Source organism: Pararhodobacter aggregans (genome assembly GCF_003075525.1).
In the GTDB taxonomy this organism is placed as follows: Bacteria; Pseudomonadota; Alphaproteobacteria; order Rhodobacterales; family Rhodobacteraceae; genus Pararhodobacter; species Pararhodobacter aggregans.
This window is the reverse complement of record NZ_QDDR01000010.1, coordinates 135,022-158,079: the sequence shown is the minus strand read 5'-3', so window position 1 is coordinate 158,079 and position 23,058 is coordinate 135,022. Positions and strand designations below refer to the sequence as shown.

Annotated in this window: 24 protein-coding genes; 16 read left to right on the top strand and 8 right to left on the bottom strand. The window is 68.9% G+C overall.

Annotated elements, in window-relative coordinates:
- The first annotated feature begins 44 nt into the window (after positions 1-44).
- Together DDE23_RS18305 and DDE23_RS18300 are read left to right on the top strand one after the other, a co-directional pair.
- Entirely contained in the window at positions 45-473 is a 429-nt protein-coding gene (locus DDE23_RS18305; protein ID WP_107751968.1) for a MarR family winged helix-turn-helix transcriptional regulator, read from the top strand.
- A gap of 10 nt (positions 474-483) precedes the next feature.
- Positions 484-1,365 carry a patatin-like phospholipase family protein gene (locus tag DDE23_RS18300; protein WP_107751967.1) on the top strand — a complete coding sequence of 294 codons (882 nt, stop codon included), beginning with the start codon at positions 484-486 and terminating at the stop codon, positions 1,363-1,365.
- Position 1,366: 1 nt separating this feature from the next.
- Here DDE23_RS18300 and DDE23_RS18295 read toward each other — a convergent pair whose 3' ends face one another.
- The gene (locus tag DDE23_RS18295) at positions 1,367-2,083 is read right to left on the bottom strand and encodes a transmembrane-type terpene cyclase (protein WP_107751966.1); all 717 of its coding nucleotides are present in this window, start codon (positions 2,081-2,083) and stop codon (positions 1,367-1,369) included.
- Between the two features lie 236 nt (positions 2,084-2,319).
- On the opposite strand from DDE23_RS18295, the gene ribB reads away from it, so the two are divergent.
- From ribB to DDE23_RS18270, 5 genes are all read left to right on the top strand, one after another.
- A complete protein-coding gene (ribB, locus tag DDE23_RS18290; RefSeq protein ID WP_107751965.1) occupies positions 2,320-3,438 on the top strand; it encodes a 3,4-dihydroxy-2-butanone-4-phosphate synthase in 1,119 nt (372 codons plus the stop codon).
- 3 nt (positions 3,439-3,441) lie between these two features.
- On the top strand, positions 3,442-3,975 hold the full coding sequence (locus tag DDE23_RS18285; RefSeq protein WP_107751964.1) for a 6,7-dimethyl-8-ribityllumazine synthase: 534 nt from the start codon (positions 3,442-3,444) through the stop codon (positions 3,973-3,975).
- Positions 3,972-4,451 carry a transcription antitermination factor NusB gene (gene nusB, locus DDE23_RS18280; protein ID WP_107751963.1) on the top strand — a complete coding sequence of 160 codons (480 nt, stop codon included), beginning with the start codon at positions 3,972-3,974 and terminating at the stop codon, positions 4,449-4,451. Before DDE23_RS18285 ends, nusB begins: the two co-directional genes overlap by 4 nt.
- A 101-nt stretch (positions 4,452-4,552) precedes the next feature.
- Positions 4,553-5,926: an L-serine ammonia-lyase gene (locus DDE23_RS18275; RefSeq protein ID WP_107751962.1), complete on the top strand. Its 1,374-nt coding sequence runs from the start codon at positions 4,553-4,555 to the stop codon at positions 5,924-5,926.
- Positions 5,927-6,285: 359 nt separating this feature from the next.
- Positions 6,286-7,221 carry a DMT family transporter gene (locus tag DDE23_RS18270; protein WP_238150046.1) on the top strand — a complete coding sequence of 312 codons (936 nt, stop codon included), beginning with the start codon at positions 6,286-6,288 and terminating at the stop codon, positions 7,219-7,221.
- On the opposite strand, the gene DDE23_RS18265 is transcribed toward DDE23_RS18270, so the two are convergent.
- Positions 7,166-7,858, bottom strand: coding sequence for a thiamine diphosphokinase (locus DDE23_RS18265; RefSeq protein ID WP_107751961.1), 693 nt, complete (start codon positions 7,856-7,858; stop codon positions 7,166-7,168). The two genes, DDE23_RS18270 and DDE23_RS18265, sit on opposite strands and share 56 nt — an antisense overlap.
- 137 nt (positions 7,859-7,995) lie before the next feature.
- Between DDE23_RS18265 and DDE23_RS18260 the strand changes: the two genes are divergently transcribed.
- A complete protein-coding gene (locus DDE23_RS18260; protein ID WP_107751960.1) occupies positions 7,996-10,668 on the top strand; it encodes a hypothetical protein in 2,673 nt (890 codons plus the stop codon).
- Positions 10,669-10,733: 65 nt separating this feature from the next.
- Here the strand turns inward: DDE23_RS18260 and DDE23_RS18255 are convergent, their stop codons facing one another.
- Together DDE23_RS18255 and DDE23_RS18250 are read right to left on the bottom strand one after the other, a co-directional pair.
- Entirely contained in the window at positions 10,734-10,958 is a 225-nt protein-coding gene (locus DDE23_RS18255) for a DUF2842 domain-containing protein (protein WP_107751959.1), read from the bottom strand.
- Positions 10,958-12,256 (bottom strand): adenylosuccinate synthase, encoded by a 1,299-nt coding sequence (locus DDE23_RS18250; RefSeq protein ID WP_107751958.1) that lies wholly within the window; start codon positions 12,254-12,256, stop codon positions 10,958-10,960. Before DDE23_RS18250 ends, DDE23_RS18255 begins: the two co-directional genes overlap by 1 nt.
- Before the next feature lie 156 nt (positions 12,257-12,412).
- Here DDE23_RS18250 and DDE23_RS18245 point away from each other — a divergent pair, with 156 nt between their 5' ends.
- The 4 genes from DDE23_RS18245 (at position 12,413) to DDE23_RS18230 (ending at position 15,421) form a co-directional block, all read left to right on the top strand.
- Complete coding sequence (locus DDE23_RS18245; protein ID WP_107751957.1) at positions 12,413-12,811, top strand: DUF6524 family protein; 399 nt, start codon at positions 12,413-12,415, stop codon at positions 12,809-12,811.
- A complete protein-coding gene (locus DDE23_RS18240) occupies positions 12,808-13,191 on the top strand; it encodes a VOC family protein (RefSeq protein WP_107751956.1) in 384 nt (127 codons plus the stop codon). The genes DDE23_RS18245 and DDE23_RS18240 overlap by 4 nt, the downstream gene beginning before the upstream one ends.
- Before the next feature lie 79 nt (positions 13,192-13,270).
- Positions 13,271-13,642: a preprotein translocase subunit SecG gene (secG, locus tag DDE23_RS18235; protein ID WP_107751955.1), complete on the top strand. Its 372-nt coding sequence runs from the start codon at positions 13,271-13,273 to the stop codon at positions 13,640-13,642.
- A gap of 135 nt (positions 13,643-13,777) precedes the next feature.
- The gene (locus DDE23_RS18230) at positions 13,778-15,421 is read left to right on the top strand and encodes a CTP synthase (RefSeq protein WP_107751954.1); all 1,644 of its coding nucleotides are present in this window, start codon (positions 13,778-13,780) and stop codon (positions 15,419-15,421) included.
- A gap of 136 nt (positions 15,422-15,557) precedes the next feature.
- On the opposite strand, the gene DDE23_RS18225 is transcribed toward DDE23_RS18230, so the two are convergent.
- Together DDE23_RS18225 and DDE23_RS18220 are read right to left on the bottom strand one after the other, a co-directional pair.
- Complete coding sequence (locus DDE23_RS18225; protein ID WP_107751953.1) at positions 15,558-17,060, bottom strand: replicative DNA helicase; 1,503 nt, start codon at positions 17,058-17,060, stop codon at positions 15,558-15,560.
- Between the two features lie 552 nt (positions 17,061-17,612).
- Positions 17,613-18,284, bottom strand: coding sequence for an orotate phosphoribosyltransferase (locus DDE23_RS18220; RefSeq protein WP_107751952.1), 672 nt, complete (start codon positions 18,282-18,284; stop codon positions 17,613-17,615).
- 102 nt (positions 18,285-18,386) lie between these two features.
- Here DDE23_RS18220 and DDE23_RS18215 point away from each other — a divergent pair, with 102 nt between their 5' ends.
- The 4 genes from DDE23_RS18215 (at position 18,387) to DDE23_RS18200 (ending at position 21,762) form a co-directional block, all read left to right on the top strand.
- Entirely contained in the window at positions 18,387-19,223 is an 837-nt protein-coding gene (locus tag DDE23_RS18215) for a hypothetical protein (protein WP_107751951.1), read from the top strand.
- Positions 19,224-19,329: 106 nt separating this feature from the next.
- Complete coding sequence (locus tag DDE23_RS18210; protein WP_107751950.1) at positions 19,330-19,530, top strand: heavy-metal-associated domain-containing protein; 201 nt, start codon at positions 19,330-19,332, stop codon at positions 19,528-19,530.
- 7 nt (positions 19,531-19,537) lie between these two features.
- Positions 19,538-20,758, top strand: coding sequence for a DUF2254 domain-containing protein (locus DDE23_RS18205; protein WP_107751949.1), 1,221 nt, complete (start codon positions 19,538-19,540; stop codon positions 20,756-20,758).
- Positions 20,759-20,871: 113 nt separating this feature from the next.
- Positions 20,872-21,762 carry a DMT family transporter gene (locus tag DDE23_RS18200; protein WP_170121840.1) on the top strand — a complete coding sequence of 297 codons (891 nt, stop codon included), beginning with the start codon at positions 20,872-20,874 and terminating at the stop codon, positions 21,760-21,762.
- 42 nt (positions 21,763-21,804) lie between these two features.
- On the opposite strand, the gene DDE23_RS18195 is transcribed toward DDE23_RS18200, so the two are convergent.
- A complete protein-coding gene (locus DDE23_RS18195) occupies positions 21,805-22,524 on the bottom strand; it encodes a DUF1194 domain-containing protein (RefSeq protein ID WP_107751947.1) in 720 nt (239 codons plus the stop codon).
- A gap of 36 nt (positions 22,525-22,560) precedes the next feature.
- The gene (locus tag DDE23_RS18190; protein WP_107751946.1) at positions 22,561-22,989 is read right to left on the bottom strand and encodes a VOC family protein; all 429 of its coding nucleotides are present in this window, start codon (positions 22,987-22,989) and stop codon (positions 22,561-22,563) included.
- Positions 22,990-23,058: the final 69 nt, after the last annotated feature.

Below are 23,058 nucleotides of genomic sequence, written 5' to 3'. Positions count from 1 at the left end.
GGTATTAGTTGAGAATGTAACTATCAACGGGAACGACTATCCGCATGTTTCTGAAGGGGTATCTTCCCTATCGGCTGAACCTTCTGGCCGAATTGACCTCGGAAAACACCCAAGCCATCTATCGCCGCCGCCACGATCTGACGCGGCCGGAATGGCGGGTGCTGGTCAATCTGGCGGAAGCGGAGAGCCTGACCGCCTCGGAGTTGTGTGAGCGGGTGCCGGCGCACAAGACCAAGGTCAGCCGGGCGCTCGCCTCGCTCGAGGCCAAGGGCTGGCTGACCCGGCGCACCGACGCCGCCGACCGCCGCGTGGCCCATGCCAGTCTCACGCTGAAGGGCAGGCGCGCCTTCAACCGCATCCGCCCCGAGATGGAGCAGGCGACCGAGGCGCTGCTGGCCCCCCTGACGCCGGAAGACCGGCAAAAGCTGGACGAGGGGCTGAAAGTGCTGGAACGTCTCTTCGGACAGGCATGAGGAGCAGACCATGGCGAAACCGGTGATCGGGCTGGCGCTGGGCTCGGGCGGGGCGCGCGGCTGGTGCCATATCGGCGTGTTGCGCGAACTGGAGGCGATGGGCCTCAAAGCCGAGGTCGTCGCCGGTTCCTCGATGGGGGCGCTGGTCGGCGCGGCCTATGCGGCGGGGCGGCTCGACGCGCTGGAGGATTGGGCGCGCGGGCTGACCATGCGTTCCATGCTGCCGCTGATCGACATCGGCCTTCCCGGGGCCGGGCTGGTCGGCGGGCAGGGGATCCTGACCATGCTGCGCGGCCTCGGCCTGCCCGAGACGATCGAGGAATTGGCCCGCCCCTTCGTCGCCATCGCCACCGACCTGCGCCACGGGCGCGAGATCTGGCTCAGGCAGGGGCCGCTGATCCCGGCGATCCGCGCCTCGGTCTCGATCCCCGGCGTGTTGAAGCCCGAGCTTCTGGACGGGCGCTGGCTGATCGACGGCGGCGTGGTGAACCCGGTGCCGGTCTCGGCCGCGCGGGCCTTGGGCGCGGAATCGGTGATCGCGGTCAATCCCAATGCCGCCGTCAGCGCCGGATTCTATGACGAGCCCGAGCCGAAGCCCGACCTCGCCGCGCTGTTGCCCGAGGGGTTGCGCGCGTTTCTGGGCAGCGAGGCACCGGGCGAACCCGCCCCCGCCGCGCCCTCCTACATGGCGCTGGTCAACGCCACGATCGACATCATGTCCGACCAGATCCGCCGTTCGCGGCTGGCGGGCGATCCGCCGCAGGTGCTGCTGGGCGCGCGGCTGCCCGGGGTCACGGTGATCGAATTCCACCGCGCCGCCGAATGCATCGACGAGGGCCACCGCATCGTCAAGGCGCAGGCCGACCATCTGGCGGCGAGCCTGGGCCTTTAGGTCAGAAGCGTTTCCAGGGGTTGATCCCCTGCCGCTTCAACGCCCGGTAGATCAGTTGCATGTAATACACGTCGCAGACGAAGACGCAGGCGATGAAGGTGATGACGAAGGCCCCGTCCGAGCCGCGGTCGAGAATATAGATGATCCCCCCGGTCATCGAGGTGCCGATCCATTTCGTCCAGGCGATGGTGAAGCTCTGCCCGTCGGTGTTGCCGCGCAGGTAATACATGGCGATGAACGAGATCGACATCAGCGCGTTCTGGCCGAAGGCGATGAGCTTGGCGCCCTCGATCTGGTCGTTGTTGAAATAGAGGGTGAACTGGCGGAAGAAATCGCCCCCCGTCAGCATCAGCGCGAAGGAAAACACCATAAGCCCGGCGGTGAAGGCCAGCCATGTCGCCTTGCTGATGCCATAGCTCTTCTGGAAATAGGGATAGCCGTAGCGGAAATAGGTATAGAGGATCACCAGATCCAGCGTTGCCCAGATCAGGAAGATGATCTGCGCCTTGAGCCCGCCATGGGGGATGAGGCCGGCATCGGCCGATCCATAGGGCGGGATGAAGAGGGCAAAGACCAGTTCCCACGACAGATTCAGGGACAGCGCCACAATCGGCATGCCGTAGGATTTGTCCTTGAACCCCCGGTAGATCAGCGCGATGTAGCACAGCGCCCAGCTATAGGTTGCCAGATGATAGGCGGCGATCGTGTAACCCTGCATTCGCGTCTTCCAACATTACCGTAACAGATTGAACGGATTGCACTCTGCCGTCTGGCGCCGCCTCCCGCAAGCTGTTCGGGTCCGCACCGTTTCCCCTGCCGGTTGACGCGGCGTCCCCGTTTCGTCTGTCGCGCGGGGCAGGGACCGCTGCGTCATCGCGCGTTTGCAGGGCCGCCTCCCCCTTTCACAGGGGCATTCGTTGGGTTATCTGCACCCCTGAAGCCAAGGAGCGCGCGATGGACTACGAAAAGCCCGGCCCCGTCGAGGAAAACTGGCGCGACGCCATCTCGTCGATCGAAGAGATCATCGACGAGGCGCGCAACGGCCGCATGTTCATCCTCGTCGACCACGAGGACCGCGAGAACGAGGGCGATCTGGTGATCCCGGCGCAGATGGCCACGCCCGAGGCGATCAATTTCATGGCCACCCATGGCCGCGGCCTGATCTGCCTGTCGATGCCGGGCCACCGGATCGACGCGCTGGGCCTGCCGCTCATGTCCACCAACAACGCCTCGCGGCACGAGACCGCCTTCACCGTCTCGATCGAGGCGCGCGAGGGCGTGACAACCGGCATCTCGGCCTATGACCGCGCCCGCACCGTGGCCGTGGCCATCGACCCGTCGAAAACCGGCGCCGATATCGCCACGCCCGGCCACATCTTCCCGCTGCGCGCGCGGGACGGCGGGGTGCTGGTCCGCGCCGGGCATACCGAGGCGGCGGTCGATATCTCGCGGCTGGCGGGGCTGAACCCCTCGGGCGTGATCTGCGAGATCATGAAGGACGACGGCGACATGGCCCGTTTGCCGGACCTGATCGCCTTCGCGCAGAAGCACAACCTGAAGATCGGCACGATCAGCGACCTGATCGCCTATCGCCGCCGCCACGACAACCTGGTGCGCGAGACGGCGCAGCGGGCGGTGAGCTCGGTGCATGGCGGCGACTGGCTGATGCGGGTCTTCACCGACCAGACGCAGGGCGCCGAGCATGTCGTGCTGTCGATGGGCGACCTGACCACGGCCGATCCGGTGCTGGTGCGGATGCATGCCATGAACCCGCTGGAGGACGTGCTGGGCATCGGCGACGGCCATGCGGGCGATCTGCGCGGCGCCATGCGGCTCATCGCGGCCGAGGGGCGGGGCGTCGTGGTCCTGCTGCGCGACACCGCCATGAAACTGGCGCTGGACGAGGGCACCTCGCCGCAGATCCTGCGCCAATACGGGCTCGGCGCGCAGATCCTCGCCGCGCTGGGCCTGCACGAACTGACGCTGGTCACCAATTCGCCGACCCCGCGCGTGGTCGGGCTCGAGGCTTACGGCCTTCATATCGCGGGCACCCGCCCCATCCCCAAGGAGTGAGCCATGGCCGGAGCCAGCCACTACACCCTGCCGCTGCCGCGCTTCGACAAGCCGGTGAAACTGCTGATCGTCGTCGCGCCCTATTACCGCGACATCGCCGATGACCTGATCGCCGGGGCCAAGGCGACCATCGAGGAGGCCGGCGGCAGCTGGGACCTGATCGAGGTCCCCGGCGCGCTGGAGGTTCCGGCGGCCATCAGCCAGGCCTGGCGGATGGCCAATTTCGACGGCTTCGTCGCGCTGGGCTGCGTCATCCGCGGCGAGACCACGCATTACGACACCGTCTGCAACGACAGCTCGCGCGGGCTGACGCTGCTGTCGCTGCAGGGCTGCTGCCTCGGCAACGGCATCCTGACCGTGGAGAACCACGAACAGGCTGCGGTTCGCGCCGGTGAGCAGGACAAGGGCGGCGGCGCTGCGGCCGCCGCGCTGCATCTCATCGCGCTGCAACAGCGCTGGGGCAAACCGAAAGGCGCGGTCGGCTTCCGTCCGCTGGGCGAGACGATCCAGCTGGCCGACGGGGGAGCCAAGGCATGACCACCGCCAAGGACCAACGCGCGCAGGAAAAACGCGCGCTGCGCTCGGCGGCGCGTTTCTACGCCGTGCAGGCGCTTTTCCAGATGGAAAGCTCGGGCCAGACCGTCGACAAGATCCGCGCCGAATTCGAGAATTACCGCATCGGCGCCGAAGGCGAGGACGAGACCTGGGTCGAGGCCGATGTGTCCTTGTTCCGCACGCTGGTGGACAAGGCCGTTGACCAGCAGGGCACCATCGACCAGCTGACCGACCGGGCGCTGGTCGCCAAATGGCCGATTGCCCGTATCGACCCGACGCTGCGCGCCCTCTTTCGCGCCGCCGGGGCCGAACTGGTCGAGACCGAGACGCCGCCGCGCGTCATCATCACCGAATTCGTGCAGATCGCCCAGGCCTTCTTCCCGGAAGGCAAGGAATCGAAATTCGTCAACGCCGTCCTTGACCATATGGCGCGCGAGGTCCGGCCCGAGGCCTTCTGACCCGCGCTCAAGCCGCAATCGGCGGGCGAGGGGTCGCTGGCGGGCGTCCGGTTCCGGGCGCGATGGCTAGGCTTCGCGAAACCCTCGCGGAGCCTTTCCCCATGTTCCTCTCCGTCTTCGACATCTTCAAGATCGGCGTCGGCCCCTCGTCCTCGCATACGATGGGGCCGATGGTCGCGGCGGGCCGGTTCCTCGACCGGCTGCGCGGCTCGCCGTTCCAGGCGGCGGGGCTGCGCGCCTCGCTGCACGGCTCGCTCGCCTTCACCGGCGTGGGCCATGCCACCGACCGGGCGGTGATCCTCGGCCTGGCCGGGTTTTTGCCCGAAAGCTACGACGGCGAGCGGGCCGAGGCGGTGCTGGCCGAGATCCGGGCGACGAAAACCGTCAGCCCCCCCGACCTGCCGCCCCTGCGCTTCGACCCCGAGGCCGATCTGATCTTCGATTACGGCCCGGCGCTGCCCGGCCATGCCAATGGCATGATCCTGATGGCCACCGACGGCCAGGGCGACGTGATCCTGAAAGAGACCTATTTCTCCATCGGCGGCGGCTTCGTGGTGACCGAGGCCGAGATGAACGGCGCGGCCAGCGGCCCCAAGGGCCCGCCCATCCGCTTCCCCTTCGAGAGCGCCGAGGCGATGCTGGCCATGGCCCGCGACTCGGGCCTGTCCATCGCCACGATGAAACGCGCCAACGAGCTGACCCGGCGCGACCCGGCGGCGCTGTCGGCGGGGATCGCCCGGATCTGGGCGGTGATGGACGCCTGTATCGAGCGCGGGCTGGTCACCGATGGCATCCTGCCGGGCGGGCTGAAGGTGCGCCGCCGCGCCAAGGGGATCCATGACGCGCTGATCGCCGAGCGCGGCCTCAACCTGACCGCGCCGCATGTGATCAACGACTGGATGTCGGTCTATGCCATGGCGGTGAACGAGGAGAACGCGGCCGGCGGCCAGGTGGTGACGGCGCCGACCAATGGCGCGGCGGGCGTGGTGCCGGCGGTGATCCGCTATTACCTCGACCACGTGCCGGGCGCGTCGCGCGAGAAGATCGAGGATTTCCTGCTGACCGCGGCGGCCATCGGCGGGCTGATAAAGCACAACGCCAGCATCAGCGGCGCCGAATGCGGCTGCCAGGCCGAGGTCGGCTCGGCCGCGGCGATGGCGGCGGCGGGGCTCTGCGCGGTGATGGGCGGCACGCCCGAGCAGGTCGAGAATGCGGCCGAGATCGCGCTGGAGCATCATCTGGGCATGACCTGCGACCCGGTGAAGGGGCTGGTGCAGGTGCCCTGCATCGAGCGCAACGGGCTGGGGGCGATCAAGGCGGTCTCGGCGGCCTCGCTGGCGCTGCGCGGCGATGGGGTGCATTTCATGCCGCTCGACAATTGCATCGAGGCGATGCGCCAGACCGGCGCCGACATGAGCGAGAAATACAAGGAAACCGCGCTGGGCGGGCTGGCGGTCAACGTGCCGAACTGCTGAGGGATTTCGCCCTCGTTCCCCGCTGACGCGGGCGCCTCGGGCGCCGGAAGCCGGGGGGCATTCTGCCCCCCGGACCCCCCTGAGGATATTTGACGAACAAAGAAGGCGGAAGGTCAGACGTTTTTCGGGGCAGGGACGTTTGTTCGATTTGTGGAAGGATGAGGCGGGCGGACGGGAAAGTCGGCCGAGGTGAGGTTGGAAAAGGTGAAGCCCGGCAGGCGGCCAGAGGCAGGGAGCGGCCGCCCTGCGCGGCCATCCTGCCCCGGCAGTCACTCGCCGATCCCGCCCGGGGTCAAGAACCTGCCCGGCATGTCGCAAACGGAGTGGACGGCATTGCGGCCAGCGCGTAGCCCCGTGGCATGAGCAGCCTGACCCCGACCCTGTCTTCCGATCGCGTGCCCCTCGGCATCGTCATGATGCTGGCCTTCTGCGCCATCGCTCCCCTGATCGACGTCTCGTCGAAGATCGCCTCGCAGGAGGTGTCGATCGCCCAGGTCACCTTCTTCCGCATGGTCTTTCAGGCCGTGCTGATGGCGCCCGTCGTGCTGGTGCTGGGCCAGTCGCTCAGGCTGAGCCGACGGCTGGTCTGGCTCAACATCTGGCGCTCGCTGATGCTGATCGGCTCGACCGCGGCTTTCGTCGGCGCGGTGCGCGAGATGCCTTTGGCCGATGCGCTGGCCATCGTCTTCATCGAGCCGTTCATCCTGCTGGCATTGGGGGCGCTTCTGTTCGGCGATCAGGTCGGCCCGCGGCGGATCGCGGCCTCGGTCGTGGGGTTTCTGGGGGCGCTGCTGGTCATTCAGCCGAATTTCGCGGCTTTCGGGGTGGTGGCGCTCTATCCCCTGGCGACGGCGCTGTTCTTCGCCTTCTACATGCTGCTGACCCGCCGCGTCGCGCAGGAGGTCCCGCCCGAGGCGATGCAATTCCATACCGCCTGGATGGGCACGCTGCTGATGCTGCCGGCGCTGGCGCTGGGCCACGGGCTGGGGCTGGAAGGGCTGATGCTGACCAATCCCGCGCCGCAGATCTGGTTCTGGCTGATGGGCGTGGGGCTCGCCGCCAGCGTCTCGCATATGGCGATGACCTATGCGCTGCGCTGGGCGCCCTCGGCCACGCTGGCGCCGCTGCATTATCTGGAGATCGTCAATGCCGTGCTCTTCGGCTGGCTGTTCTTCGGCGATTGGCCGAACCGGCTCAGCTGGGCCGGGATCGCGATCATCGTCGCCTCGGGCCTCTATATCATTGCCCGCGAGCAGGTGCTGGCCAGGTCGGCGCGGCGCGCAGCGCGGCGCTGAGGGGCGCCAGCGTCCCGGGCGGCAAGAGCAGCAGCATCCGGGGCGCCGAGGGGGTCAGCGTCACTGGCCCGCCCGTTGCCGCGTTCGAGGTGCCGATCCGGCCCAGCGGGTCGAAAGAGAGCGGATCGGTCGGCCATTGCAGCCCCCTCGATCCGCAGCGGACCGGCGCCAGCGGGTAGAGCGAGACGCGCGTCCCCGCCGCCAGATCCAGCACCAGATGCGGCGGGCAGAGCAGCACCAGATCATGCCCGGTATCCAGGATCACCCGCCGGTCCGGGTTCTGCGCCAGCGTCGACATCGCCGCCAGCGTATGGTCGAGCCGCCCGCCGGTGAAGCCCACGCCCAGGATCAGTGGCGCCCGGGTCAGCGCCAGCGCCTTGTCGAAATCGGTCGTCTCCTGATCGGGATCGTGGCGCAGTCGGTCGGGGCCCAGCGTCGCCCGCGCCGCCTCGGAGATCGAATCGAAATCGCCCAGGGCCAGCTCCGGCGTGAAGCCCAGGGCCAGCGCCGCATCCGTGCCGCCATCGACGCCCACCAGCGAGGGGGCGATGCTCAGGGCCCGCGACAGGCTTGCGGCATCGGTGCCGCCGCCTCCCACAAGCGTGATCCCCAGGGGTTTTGCAAATGCGCGCGCCATGCGTTGTTCTTGTCAATTGGGGCAGCCAAGCGCAAGCATGGCCATAATCCGATCAAGAAATTACCTTCTGGGCTCCTTACTGAGGTACCGTCGACGCAGGCATGGTGAACCGGAGTATGAACAAGGGACGAATTCCTATGGTCGGTCCGAGCAAAATTCTGACGGTGTCCTATGGCACCTTCTCGTGCACGCTGGAGGGTTTTGACGAGCCTTTCGACACGATGAAGGCGATTGCCGAGTATTTCCGTGACCTTGCCGCCGAGGATCGCTATTTCGGCGCCGAGCCGCCGACGCCTGACGCCGAGATGCTGCACAAGATCGCCGAGCGCGAGATCAAGCGCCGGGTCGAGGCCAAGATCCAGGACAATGGCGTGATTCTCCGTCCGCAGATCGAGGCGGCCGAGGAAGCCCCGATGCCGCGGGCGACGATGCACCAGCGCCCCGCTGCCGCAGCGCCGGTGGCCGCCGCCGCGTCGATGGTCTCGGCGCCGATGGCCGCCGCGGGTCTGGCCGAGCGCGACGAGGCGGGATCGATTTCCGGCATCTCGGCCAAGCTGCAGCGCATCCGCGCCGCCGTGGCCCGGGTCCGCGACTACGAGGACGGGACCGAGGAAGAGGCAGCGCCCGCGCCGCTCGCCCTGACCCCCGAGGCGCCGCTCTTCGACGAGGAGGAGGACGAGGCGCCGACGGCGCAGGCCGAGGCGGATGCGGAAGAGGCCCGTCTGGTCGCCGAGGACGCGGCCCGTCTGGAGGCCGAGCGTCTGGCTTTCGACGAAGCGGCCCGTCTGGAAGCGGAGCGTCTGGCGGCTGAGGAAGAGGCCCGTCTGGAAGCGGAGCGGCTGGCGGCTGAGGAAGCGGCGCGGCTGGAGGCTGAGCGTCTGGCGGCTGAGGAAGAGGCACGTCTGGAGGCCGAACGTCTGGCGGCCGAGGAAGAGGCTCGTCTGGAGGCTGAGCGTCTGGCGGCTGAGGAAGAGGCCCGTCTGGAAGCGGAGCGTCTGGCGGCTGAGGAAGAGGCCCGTCTGGAGGCTAAGCGTTTCGCTGCGGAGGAAGAGGCTCGTCTGGAAGCGGAACGGCTGGCGGCTGAAGAAGCGGCTCGGCTGGAGGCTGAGCGTCTGGCGGCTGAGGAAGCGGCTCGGCTGGAAGCGGAGCGTCTGGCGGCCGAGGAAGCGGCTCGTCTGGAGGCTGAGCGTCTCGCGGCTGAGGAAGCGGCTCGTCTGGAAGCGGAGCGTCTGGCGGCCGAGGAAGCGGCTCGTCTGGAGGCTGAGCGTCTGGCGGGTGAGGAAGAGGCACGTCTGGAGGCTGAACGTCTGGCGGCTGAAGAAGCGGCTCGTCTGGAAGCCGACCGCCTCACCGCCGAGCAGGAATCGCGGGCGACAGCGGAGCTTGCGGCGATCGAGGCGGCGGCTCTGGCTTCGCTGGAGCGCCGCACGGCGGAGACCCAGACCCCCGAGGCCGAGGCAACTGCCCCCGAAGCCGCTGATGCCGAGCGCGAGCGCCTGGCCGCCGAGCGCCGCAAGCTGGAGGACGAGATCCGCGCCGAGATCGCCAAGCGCGACGGTGCGGCGCCGGCCGAGCGTCCGGTTCGCCGGGTCGTCGTGGTGCGCAGCACCCCGGTCCAGCCCGCGCCCCAGCCCGCGCCGCAATCGGAAACCGCCGCGGCGCCGCAAGGCTCCGGCAGCGATGTCTCGGCCGCCGTCCGCGCGGCGCTGGCCGCGCAGGCGGTGACCAGCGAACCCACCCCGGCGCCTGCGGCCCCCCCGGCACCCGTGCAATCGACGGCTTCGGCCTTCGCCACCGAGGGTTTCGCCGACGAGGATGACGAGGAAGACGACACCCCCGCGCCCGCTCAGGCCGCGGATCGGGCCGAGGCCGACGCCGAGGTCATCGACGACGACGAACCGCTGACCGACGACGACGCCCTGCAACGCCGTGTGGCGGAAGCGCTGGGCGAGACCGGCCTCACCGCCGAAGAGGAAGCCGCGCTGGTCGCCGAACTCGCCGCCGTCGAGCGCGAGGCCGAAACCGCCCGCCGGGCCGAGAACGAACGCCGCGCCTTGCTGCGCGGCGAGGCGGCCGACGCCTCGGTCGACCGGCTGATCAGTCAGGCCGACAGCGCGCTGTCGGGCGCCGAGGCGCAGCGCCGCCAGTCGACGTTGAGCCATCTCAAGGCCGCCGTCGTCGCCACCCGCGCCGAGGAAGAAGCGGGTGCCCCCCGTGACGCCGAACAGGAGGAACGCGACGAGATCGCCCGCTACCGCGCCGATCTGGAGCGCTCGGTCCGCCGTGGCGCCGACGAGCCCGCCGACGAGGGCGCGCCGCGCCGTCCGGCCCGCCCGCAGGTGCATCGCACCGAACGTCCGCGCAACGCCCAGCCGCCGCTGGTCCTGGTCAGCGAGCAGCGCATCGACAAACCGGCCGAGACCGAGCTGGTGCGCCCGCGCCGCATCAACACCGGCGCGCTGGCGATGGAGGAATTGTTCGACGAGGAGGCGGTGGTGACCCCCGCGCCCCGCGGCAAGGCCTTCGGCGATTTCGTCGGGCCGATGCATCTGACCACGCTGGCCGAGCTGACCGAGGCCGCCGCGGCCTATGTCACCCATGTCGAGGGGCTGGAGGAATTCAGCCGCCCGCAGGTCATGCGCCATGTCGTCTCGACCGGCCAGCCGATGACCCGCTCGCGCGAGAATCTGCTGCGGACCTTTGGCCTCCTGATGCGGCAGGGCACCATGCAGCGCTCGCGTCGTGGCCAGTTCGAGCTGGCGCCGGGGTCCGAGTTCGCCGAACAGGCCAAGCGCTTCGCCCAGGCCTGAGACGCCGCCAAGACCATGAAAAAGGCGCCGGGAAACCGGCGCCTTTTCTCATTCCAGGACTCGTGTCACTCTTCCGGGGCGTCGGGATCGGGCTGGCCGACCCCCTTGAAGATCGCCTTCAGGGGGAAGGCCCAGATCACCCCCAGCCCGACATAAATCGCCAGTTCCAGCAGGAACGGCGGCCGGTCGAACAGGCCCACCAGCGTGATGGCCACGACAATATAGGCCGGCAGCGCGACCAGAAGGATCAGCACCGAGAGGCGCTTGCGGGTGCGATAGGACAGCGCCATCAGTCTTCGAACGGATCGGTGACGAGGATGGTGTCGTCGCGCTCGGGCGAGGTCGAGAGCAGCGCCACCGGGCAGCCGATCAACTCCTCGACCCGGCGGACGTATTTGATCGCGGCGCCCGGCAGATCGGCCCAGGAGCGCGCGCCCTCGGTCGATTCCGACCAGCCCTCGATTTCCTCGTAGATCGGCGTGCAGCGGGCCTGCTGATCGGCGGCCGTCGGCAGGTAATCCAGCGTCTGGCCGTCGAGCTCATAGCCCACGCAGATCTTCAGCGTCTCGAACCCGTCCAGAACGTCCAGCTTGGTCAGGGCGATGCCGTTGATGCCGGAAATGGCGCAGGTCTGGCGCACCAGCGCCGCATCGAACCAGCCGCAGCGGCGCTTGCGCCCGGTCACGGTGCCGAATTCATGGCCGCGCGTGCCCAGACGCTCGCCGTCATCGTCCATCAGCTCGGTCGGGAAGGGGCCTTCGCCGACGCGGGTGGTATAGGCCTTGACGATCCCCAGCACGAAATCAATCGCGTTCGGGCCCATGCCGACGCCGGTCGCGGCTTGACCCGCGATGACATTGGACGAGGTGACATAGGGATAGGTGCCGAAGTCGATGTCCAGAAGCGAGCCCTGCGCGCCCTCGAAGAGGATGCGTTTGCCGGCCCGGCGCAGGTCGTTCATCACCTTCCACACGGGGGCCGCATATTCCAGGATCTGCGGCGCGATGGCATTGAGCGACGCGATCAGCGCGTCGCGGTCGATGGGCTCCAGCCCCAGACCGGCCCGCAAGGGGTTGTGGTGCAAGAGCGCCCGGTCGACCCGCAGTTCCAGCGTCGCCGGATCGGCGAGGTCGGCGACCCGGATCACCCGGCGCCCGACCTTGTCCTCGTAGCACGGACCGATGCCGCGCCCGGTGGTGCCGATCTTGGCCTTCGAGCCCGCGGCCGAAGCCTCGCGCGCGCGGTCGAGTTCCCCGTGATAGGGCATGATGAGCGGCGTGTTCTCGGCCACCATCAGCGTCTCGGGGCTGATTTCCACCCCCTGCTCGCGGATCTTGGCGATCTCGCCCACCAGATGCCAGGGATCCAGCACCACGCCATTTCCGATGACAGACAGCTTGCCGCCCCGCACCACGCCCGAGGGCAGCGCGTTCAGCTTGTAGACCTTGCCGTCGATGACCAGGGTATGACCGGCGTTATGGCCCCCTTGGAACCGCGCGATCACATCCGCGCGCTCGCTGAGCCAGTCGACGATCTTGCCCTTGCCCTCGTCGCCCCATTGGGCGCCTACGACAACCACGTTGGCCATGCCGGAATCCTTCCTCGGTTCGCTGAAGCCGTGCGTTCTATAGCGACACGGGCGCCCGGGCGAAACACCCTTTTGATCGGGGGGGCGGGCAGGGGCACTGGACAGGGCGTCGCAGGTTGGGCACCAATCGAGGATCGGACACCAAGGATTTTCATCATGGCCTTTCTTCTGCGCTGGCTCATCGCCTTCATTCTGCTCGCCGCCACCTGGAACCCGACCCAGTGGAACTTCATCAACTGGGTCCGGGCGAACGGCACCGACAACCTGCCCGTCACCGTGCTGGGCGGGCTGGTGCTGCTGGTGGGCTATGTCGTCTATCTGCGCGCGACCTTCCGCTCGATCGGGCCTTTGGGCGTGGGGCTGGTGCTGGCGCTCTGTGCCGCGGTGATCTGGGTGCTGGTCTATTACGGCCTGCTCGGCACCGGCAACGCGGCGCTGAACCAGTGGCTGGCGGTGTTCATCGGCTCGCTGGTGCTGGGCATCGGCATGAGCTGGTCGATCATCCGGCGCCGAATCAGCGGCCAGGCGGATGTCGACGATGTGGATCAGGAATGATCCGCTACGTCGACGTGGGCTCGAACGACCTGACGCGCGCGGCCCGCTTCTATGACGCGGTGCTGGGCGCGCTGGGCTACCTGCGCCTCTCGACCGGACCGCAGAGCCTTGGCTACGGCGCGCCGGGGATGGAACAGGCGGTCTTCTGGGTGATGCGCCCCTGGGACGGGCGCGCGGCCAGCGCCGGCAACGGCTCGATGCCCGCCTTCATCGCCCCGAGCCGCGCCGCGGTCGATGCCTGCCATGCCGCGGGCCTGAGCCACGGCGGCACGGACGAGGGGGCGCCGGGCCTGCGCGACTATGGCCCCGATTTCTACGCCTGCTACTTGCGCGACCCCGACGGCAACAAGCTCTCGGCGGTCTGCGACCGGCCCGGCTGAGCCCGGCAGAGGGGCAAAGGGCTTGCACGCCCCGAACACGCGGCATAGATAGGCCCGAACCGGAGACAAGGGCCCGTCCATGCAGACTGTCGTTCTCATCATCCATCTCCTCCTCGCGCTGGCGCTGATGGGGGTGGTGCTGCTTCAGCGTTCCGAGAATGGCGGGCTGGGCATGGGGGGCGCGTCGCTCGGGCCGCAGGCCGGTCGTCCGCCGCTGACGGGGCTGGCCAAGCTGACCTGGCTGTTCGCCGGGGCTTTCATCATGACCTCGCTGGCGCTGACTGTCATCGCCGCCTCGAACTCGGCCGATACCTCGGTGTTGGAACGCTTCGGCGTCGATGCGCCGACGGCTCCGGCCCCCGCGGCACCCGCCACGCCGGGCGTGCAACTGCCCGATATCCAGTTGCCGCCGGCCGGTGACGCACCCGTCCTGCCGCCGCGGCAGGACTGATCTCTCAAGATTTTGGGGCCTGCACCCAATTAACGCAGGATGTTGGGTCCGTATTGCGGAAGCCGGGGGTTTGAGGTATAGCTCGACTCCCGTGATCCGATCATTTTGGCTGCGACGAACACGGGGGTTTCCAGCATGGCGCGCTACGTCTTCATCACCGGTGGTGTGGTGTCGAGCCTTGGCAAAGGGCTGGCCTCTGCGGCGCTGGGTGCGCTGTTGCAGGCCAGGGGCTTCACGGTCCGCCTGCGCAAGCTCGATCCCTATCTCAACGTCGATCCGGGCACGATGTCGCCCTTTGAGCATGGCGAAGTCTTCGTCACCGACGACGGGGCCGAAACCGACCTCGACCTGGGCCACTACGAGCGCTTCACCGGCGTTCCGGCCCGCAAGACCGATTCCATCTCGTCCGGGCGGATCTATTCCAACGTGCTGGAGAAGGAACGCCGCGGCGATTACCTGGGCAAGACCATCCAGGTCGTTCCGCATGTCACCAACGAGATCAAGGATTTCCTCCGCATCGGCGACGATGAGGTCGATTTCATGCTCTGCGAGATCGGCGGCACGGTCGGCGATATCGAGGGGCTGCCGTTCTTCGAGGCGATCCGCCAGTTCATCCACGAACGCCCGCGCGGCCAGTGCATCCTGATGCACCTGACGCTGCTGCCCTATCTGGCGGCCTCGGGCGAGTTGAAGACCAAGCCGACCCAGCATTCGGTGAAGGAACTGCAATCCATCGGCCTTGCGCCCGATGTGCTGGTCTGCCGTTCGGAACACCCGATCCCGGCCAAGGAACGCGCCAAGATCGCGCTGTTCTGCAACGTCCGGCCCGATGCGGTGATCCCGGCCTATGACCTGAAGACGATCTACGAGGCGCCCTTGGCCTATCACCGCGAGGGGCTGGATCAGGCGGTGCTGGACGCCTTCGGGATCACCCCGGCGCCGCGCCCGAACCTCAGCCGCTGGGAAGACGTGATGGACCGCCTGACCCATGCCGAAGGGCAGGTCCGCGTCGCCATCGTCGGCAAATACACCCAGCTGGAAGACGCCTATAAATCCATCGCCGAGGCGCTGACCCATGGCGGGATGGCCAACCGGGTGCGGGTCAAGGCCGAATGGATCGACGCCGAACTCTTCGAGAAGGGCGATCCGACCGAGGTGCTCGAAGGCTTCCACGCCATTCTGGTGCCCGGCGGCTTCGGTGAACGCGGCACCGAGGGCAAGATCCGCGCCGCCGCCTGGGCGCGCGAGCGCAAGATCCCCTATCTGGGCATCTGCCTCGGGATGCAGATGGCCGTCATCGAGGCGGCGCGCAACCTGGCGGGCATCCAGAACGCGGGGTCCGAGGAATTCGACCACGAGCGCGGCAACAAGAAATTCGAGCCGGTGGTCTATCACCTCAAGGAATGGGTGCAGGGCAACCATGTGGTCGAGCGCAAGCTCGGCGACGACAAGGGCGGCACCATGCGGCTGGGCGCCTATAACGCGGCGCTCGACCCCGAATCGCTGGTGGCGCGGGTCTATGGCGCGACGCAGATCGAGGAACGCCACCGCCACCGCTACGAGGTCGACATCCGCTACCGCGACAAGCTGGAAGCCTGCGGGATGCATTTCTCGGGCATGTCGCCCGATGGCCGCCTGCCCGAGATCATCGAGCACAAGGGCCATCCCTGGTTCATCGGCGTGCAATTCCACCCCGAGCTGAAATCCAAACCCTTCAAGCCGCATCCGCTGTTCGCCGATTTCGTCCGCGCCGCGGTCGAGGTTTCGCGGCTGGTCTGAGGCCGTAAGGCGGGGGCCGCAGGCTCCCGCCCGCCCACCCCGCCTGCGGCCCCCGCCTTCCGGCTACAGGTGCGCGGCATGAGAAAAGGGGCGCAAGCAGCCAGCTTGCGCCCCTTTTGCGTCGGGGAAGGGGGCGTCAGTATTCCGGCCCGCTGTCCTGCTGCCAGCTCTGCACCAGATTGCCGAAGCGGGTGAAGCGCCCCTCGAAGCTCAGCTCGACCGTGCCGATCGGCCCGTGCCGCTGCTTGCCGATGATCACCTCGGCCTTGCCATGGGCGCGCTCCATGATCTCCTGCCACTTGGCCATGGCGTCGAGATCGTGGTCCGAGGGCTTCTCGCGCTCGCGGTAATATTCCTCGCGGAACACGAACATCACCACGTCGGCGTCCTGCTCGATCGAGCCCGATTCGCGCAGGTCCGACAGCTGCGGCCGCTTGTCGTCGCGGCTTTCCACGGCGCGGCTGAGCTGCGAGAGGGCGATAACAGGGATGTTCAGCTCCTTGGCGATGGCCTTGAGGCCCTGGGTGATCTCGGACACCTCCTGCACCCGGCTTTCCTTGGACGAGCCCCGCAGCAGTTGCAGATAGTCGACCATCAGCACGTCCAGCCCATGCGTCCGCTTGAGCCGCCGCGCCCGCGCCGCCACCTGCGAAATCGGCAGGGCGGGGGTGTCGTCGATGTAGAGCGGGCAATTCTCCAGCGTTTTCGCCACCTCGACGAAGCGGCGGAATTCCTCCTCGGACATGTCGCCGCGGCGGATCTGTTCCGAGGGGACCTCGGCCGCCTCGGACAGGATCCGCGCCGCCAGCTGGTCGGCCGACATCTCGAGGCTGAAGAACCCCACCGCGCCGCCGTTCACCGCGCCCTCCTGCCCGTCATGGCGGATGCCGCGCTTGTAGGCCTTGGCGATGTTGAAGGCGATGTTGGTGGCGAGCGAGGTCTTGCCCATCGAGGGCCGTCCGGCAAGGATGATGAGGTCCGAAGGGTGCAGACCGCCCAGTTTCTTGTCCAGATCGACCAGGCCCGTCGAGATGCCCGCCAGCCCGCCGTCCCGCTGATAGGCGGCGGCGGCGACATTCACCGCCTCGGTCACCGCGCGCAGGAAGGATTGGAAACCCTTCTCCGCCACGCCCTGCTCGCCCAGCTTGTAGAGCGCCTGCTCGGCGGCGACGATCTGCTCCTTGGGTTCGTCCTTGACCTCGACGGTGGCGGCGCGGGCGGCGATGTCGCGGCCCAGCTGGATCAGCTCGCGCCGGACGGCCAGGTCGTAGATCATCTGCGCGTAATCGCGCGCGGCATAGGAGGCGACGGCGGCGCCCGCGATCCGCGCGAGGTAGGCCGCGCCCCCCAGCTCCTTCAGCCCGGCATCGTCGTCCATGAAGGCCTTGAGCGTCACCGGCGAGGCCAGCGCGTTCTTCTGGATCCGCGCCGCGGCGATTTCAAAGATGCGCCGGTGCACGGGCTCGAAGAAATGGTCGGGCTTCACCAGCGAGGAGATGCGGTCATAGACATCATTGTTGGTCAGGATCGCGCCCAGAAGCTGCTGCTCGGCCTCGACGTTATGCGGCAGGACCTCGGCGGCCGCCGTCGTGTCGGAGCCTTGCGGGGCGGCGGGGCGAAGGGCGGCGATCTCGGTCATGGGCGGGTCCGGGGCAGGGGGCGGCAAACGCGGTGGGGCGCGGGCACGGAACAGGGCGACGGCGCCCGGCGGTCCGGGGCCCGGAAGGGGCGGAGGTCCGGCGGCACCGTGCCCCCTTATCGCAAATGCGACCCTCCGCGACAATCGGCCAGGGCAAATAAGCGGGGGACGGTGCTGTGGATAAGTCCGGTCGCGCCCGGCCGGTGGTCAGGGAAGGGGGGCCTTCTGCCCCCCTCTTGGCCCGAGGGCCAATTCACCCCCCGAGGATATTTGCAGAACGAAGATGCGGGTTAATCAGGCGTTAACGCAGGGCAGCGCCCGCGCGCCTCTGAGAAAGGGAGCCTCGCGACCCGGAGGTGTGTCGCGCCTCGAGCTCTTCCGGCGCGCGTCCCTATCGTCGCCCCGCCGTGTACGCCCGCGCCGCCCCGTCCCTCTTCGTTCTGCAAATATCCCGGGGGGTGAGGCCGCAGGCCGAGGGGGGCAGCGCCCCCCTGTCGGCGCGGCTCTGCCGCGCCGTTGGTCGCCCGCAGGCGCAGCCGAGGGCGAAACCGCTCAGGCGGGCGGCGTCCAGCTCTTCGGCGCGCGCAGATAGGCCTCGACCGAATCCAGCGTCTCGGTGTCGAAATCGCCGCGGGCGCGGGCTTCGGCCAGCACGTCCCACCAGGTGCAGAGGTAATGCAGCGACACGCCGTGATCGCCCAGCCGGGTCACTGTCTCGGGGTAGATGTCGTAATAGAAGATCACCGCCGTATGCGCGCAGCTCGCCCCGGTGTCGCGGATCGCATCGACGAAGGAGAGTTTCGAGCCGCCGTCGGTGGTCATGTCCTCGACCAGCAGCACCCGCTGGCCCTCGGTCATCACCCCCTCGATCCGGGCGTTGCGCCCGTAGCCCTTGGGCTTCTTGCGCACATAGGTCATCGGCAGCGCCATGCGGTCAGCCACCAGCGCGGCGAAGGGAATGCCCGCCGTCTCGCCGCCGGCGATGTTGTCGAAAGCCTCGAACCCGGCCGCGCCCATCACCTTCGCCACCAGGAAATCCATCAGCGTCGCGCGGATCCGCGGGTACGAGATCAGTTTGCGGCAATCGACATAGGTCGGCGCCTTGTTGCCCGAGGCATGGGTGAAAGGGTCGCGCGCGTTGAAATGCACGGCGCCGATGTCCAGGAGCATCCGCGCCGCAAGGCGCGCCATGACGGCCGGTTCGATATGCGAGGTCGGGATCATCGGGTCACTCCTGCGGCAGTTTGGGGATTCCCGGCGTCCTAGCGGCAAACGCCATCGCTGACAATCGCGCGCGCTGCTATCACGGCCCGAACAGGAGGCCCCATGCCGCGACTCACCCCTTCCCTGACCTTCGCCGCGCTTCTCGGCGCCGCGACCCCTGCCTTTGCCGCCTCCGAGGGCGCCCGGATCGAGGGCACCTGGATGGCCATCGGCGACATGCTGGGCGTGCTGCCCGGCCATATCGAGGTGCTGACCATCGCCGGTGACCGCGCGACCTCGGTCACCTGGCGGGCGCCGGCCGGCGATTGCGGGGCGCAGCCCGCGGCGCCGGGCTGCGTGCTGCCGATCCCCACCGCCTCGGGCGCCTTCCGCGGCAACAGTTTCGAGATCGGGATCGAGCCCGACGGCGCCAATGCCTCGCCCTTCGCCGGGGAGGAGGTGGCGCCGCTCTGGCCGCTGCTGGCGCTCGACGGCGCGCCCTGGACCCTGTTCCGCCAGGACGGGCGGCTGATGACCACGCGCGAGGCGACCATTGCCGAGACCACGATCCCGATGATCCGTCTGTGGCTGCAGGTCGATCCGGCCCTGCCCGGGGCGCTGTACGATTACCTCGTGACCTTCGATCTGGACATCGCCCGCGCCCTTTGCCCGGTCAGCACGCTGCACGCCGATCCCCAGGCCTGGGAGGCGCTGTCCGCCACCCTCATCGCCGCCGCGCCGGTGCTGGAGGGCCAGCGCATTGCCGTCAGCGGCCTCGCCCCTCCGCCCGCCGCGGCCGAGAGCGAGGCGGCCGAGGCCTTCGCGCTGCTGGCCGACCTCGCGGCCGAGGATGCCGAGCCGCCCGAGGGCGTCACCCTGCTGCCGGGCCTGCCCTGGCCCGCCTCGCAGGCCATGGCCGATGCGGCGCAGGATTGCCTCGACCGGGCCTTCGGCGGCTGAGGGCGGAGGGGGCGGAACCCTGCGGCCCCGCGCCGCGTTCCACTGGGTGGAAGACTTGACAGGGACCGGGGCAAGGCGTTCCGTCAGGCGATCACAGGAGGTTTCCATGACCCGGCACTTCACCCTTTCCGTCCCCGACATGAGCTGCGGCCATTGCCGCGCCTCGATCGATTCGGCGGTGACGCCGCTTGGCGCCAAGGCCGATTTCGACATGAGCCAGCGTCGCGTCACCGTGAGCGGCGAGGCCACGCCCGAGGCGGTGATCGCCGCGCTCGACCGGATCGGCTTCCCGGCCGAGCCGGTCTGACGCCGGAATGTTCAGACTCTTCGTCTGGCTGAGGCGCCTTGCCCATGCGCTCTGGCTGAGGGTCGCGCTTTTCGCGGTCCTCGCTTTCCTCGCGGTCATCGCCGCCCATCTCGCGGCGCCGCTGGTGCCCGATTGGCTGGAAGAACGGATCGACGCCGAGGCCGTGCTGCCGGTGCTGGAGATCCTCGCCTCCTCGATGCTGGCGGTCTCGACCTTCTCGCTGGGGATCATGGTGCAGACCCACCGGTCGGCGCTGCAGAACGCGACGCCCCGGGTGCTGGACCTGATGCTCGAGGACGGGCTGACCCATAACGTGCTGGGCATCTTCATCGGTGCCTTCGTCTATGCGCTGACCGCGCTGATCCTGTTCCAGGCGGGCTTCGATTCGGGCGCGGCGCTGGTCCTGGGCGTCACCCTGGCGGTGACCGGCGCGGTGGTGCTGGCGCTGTTGCGCTGGATCGCCCATCTGACCACGCTCGGCACGCTGCGCGACGCGCTGGCCCGGGCCGAGGATCAGGCCCGCAGCGCCCTGAAACGCCACCGCCACAAACCGGCGCTGGGCGCCAGCCCGATCGGTCCCGACACCGTGCTGCCAGACGATGCCCGCACCATCGCCGCGCCCCGCTCGGGGGTGTTGCAGGTGATCGACGTGCAGGGCCTCGCTCGCTGCGCGCCGGGGCCGGTCTGGGTGCTCAGACGGCCCGGCCAGCAGATCCTGCGCGGGGCACCGTTCCTGCAGGTGCCGGCAGGGCAGGGGGATACGGCCAGCGACGAGGCGATGCTCGATTGCTTCGTCATCGGCGACACCCGGACCTTCGAACAGGACCCGGCCTTCGCGCTGACCGTGCTGTCCGAGATCGCCTCACGCGCGCTGTCGCCCGCGGTCAACGACCCGGGGACCGCCATCGAAGTCGTCTCGCGCCTGGAACGGCTGCTCTGGGACTGGGCGCAGGCCTCGAAAAGCGACGCGGTCGAGGGGCCGGGGGTCTTCGTCCACCCCTGGACCCCGCCGGAACTGATCGAGGCCGCCTTCGCTGCCATCGCCCGCGACGGCGCGCCGATGCTGGAGGTCGCGGGCCATCTGCTCGAGGCGCTGACGGCGCTGGGCCAGGCGCCCGAGGGCCGCCTGGCCGAGGCGGCGCGCGCCATGCAGACCCGCGCCCGCGCCCATGCCGAGGCCGCGCTCAGGCTCGAGGCCGACACCGCCCGCCTGCCGCCCGAGGCCTGAGCGCCGCCCCCCGTAGGATGGGCAATATTGCCCATCCTACCGGCCGCCCGCGCTCGACAAGCGCCGCGGAACCCCCTAACCCGGCGAGGAAGATCCCTTGCCCCGAGGCCCCCGTGACCGCCGCCCCTCCTGCCGCCCGCCTCCTGCTGGGCATCGGCCTTGCGGTTTCGGCCGTGTTCCTCTTCGCCGCCGGCGACACGCTGACCAAGGTCCTGACCGAACGCCACCCGGTCGAGCGCATCGCCGCCGTGCGCTATGGCGTCGGCCTCCTGATCCTGCTGATCTTCGTCGCACCAAGGGCCGGGCGCCTGCTCTGGACCGTGAAGCGGCCGGTGCTGGTGGGGATCCGGGCGCTGATCCTGACGCTTGCCACGCTGGTCATCGGCTACACGCTGAGGCTGCTGCCGGTGGGCGAGACCATCGCCATCATGTATCTCGCGCCCTTCGCGGTGATGGCGCTGGCCGTGCCGCTGCTGGGCGAGACGGTCACCCGCACCGGCTGGGTGCTGGCAGCGCTGGGCTTTGCCGGAGTGCTCCTGATCGTGCGGCCGGGATCGGCGCTGAACCCGGCGGGCGTGGGGCTGGCGCTGCTGCTGGCCGCCAGCAACACGGTCTTTCACCTGATGACCCGGGTGCTGACCCGGACCGAGACGCCGCTGGCGCTGCTCTTCTGGGTCAATGCGATCGGCGCCAGCTTCTTCCTCGTCGCGGCGCTGCCGACCCTGGACGCGCCCCTGCCGGATCTCACCGACGCGCTGATGATGGCGGCGCTGGGGGCGATCTTCACGCTGGGGCATTTCCTCTTCGGCATGGCGTACCGCGAGGCGCCGACCTCGCTGATCGCGCCGGTCAATTACCTGCATTTCGTCTGGGCCACGCTGATGGGATGGAGCCTTTTCGGCCATATCCCCGATACGGTGACGCTGGCGGGCATGGGGCTGATCCTGGTTTCGGGCAGCGCCATCGCCGTCATGGCCCATGTCATGAGCCGTCCGCCCCGCTGAGGGCTGGCGCAGGATGGGCAGGATTGCCCATCCTACCCGCCGCTACAGCGCCCCCAGCAGCAGCGGCCGAAACTCGCGCTCCAGCTTGATCCGCATGGCCCGCGCGAAATCCTCGTAGCCCTGCGCCTCCAGCACGAAGGCGCCCGGCCCCTGCAGGACGTTCTCGGCGTACCAGCGCGCGAGCCCGTCCACCGCCCCGTCGTAATCGAGCGGCATGTTGCCGGCCACCGCCAGCGCGTTGACCGTCACCGCCTCGAAGCGCACCGTTTCCGGCCCGTCGTTGTTCTGCCCGTCACCCGCCAGGTCGATGACCTGCGCCTCGCAATCCGGCGCCCGCTCCAGCAGCCGCCCGCCCGCTGCCAGCGCCGCACCGACCCCGGTGCGCCCCGACCAGATGCCCAGCGGATCGCCCGAGGGCCGCGGAAACCCCGCCAGCCGGTCCGCCAGCTCCGCCAGATCCGTGGCGCTCTGGATCACCCGCCAATCCGCCGCGATCGCCTGTTCGCGCCGCCCGGCCCAGACATAGGCCGCCAGCGCCACCGGCGCCCCGCTGAGCGCCGCCGCCTGCACCTCGGGCGCCCTGAGCGCCGCCGCCGTGCCCTCCATCATCAGCCGGTATTCCCGCTGATCGACCGAGGCCGAGACGTCGAAGGCCAGCACCAGCGCCAGCCGACATTCCTGCGCCCCGGCCGGAGCCGCCGCCAGCACCCCCGCCAGCAAAAAGCGCGCGCCAGGCCCCAGGCCCCGCGCGCGCCGCTTCATTCTGCCCCAAATACGCCTTGCGCCCGGGGCCATCCCTCACCAATGCCCGGTATTGGGCATCGAGGCCCAGGGCTCGGCCGGGGCCAGCGCATCGCCCGCCTGCAGCAGCTCCACCGACACGTTGTCGGGGCTGCGCACGAAGGCCATATGCCCGTCCCGCGGCGGCCGGTTGATGGTGACGCCGTTGTCCATCAGGTGCTGGCACAGCGCATAGATGTCGTCCGTCCGGTAGGCCAGATGCCCGAAGTGGCGGCTGTCCGAGGGCAGCCCCTCGTCCCCGTCCCAGTTATAGGTCAGCTCGACCGGGCATTCCGGCTGGCCGGGCGGGGCCATGAAGACCAGCGAGAAGCGGCCCTTCTCGCTGTCCATCCGCCGCGTCTCCTCGAGACCCAGCAGCCGGTAGAAGGCCATCGAGGCCTCCAGATCCTTCACCCGGACCATTGTGTGCAGATAAGTCAGGCCCATGCGCCCCTCCGATGTTGCTTTCCCCCAACATAACCCGCCGCAAGCGTTTGTCAGGGGCTTTCCGCGACA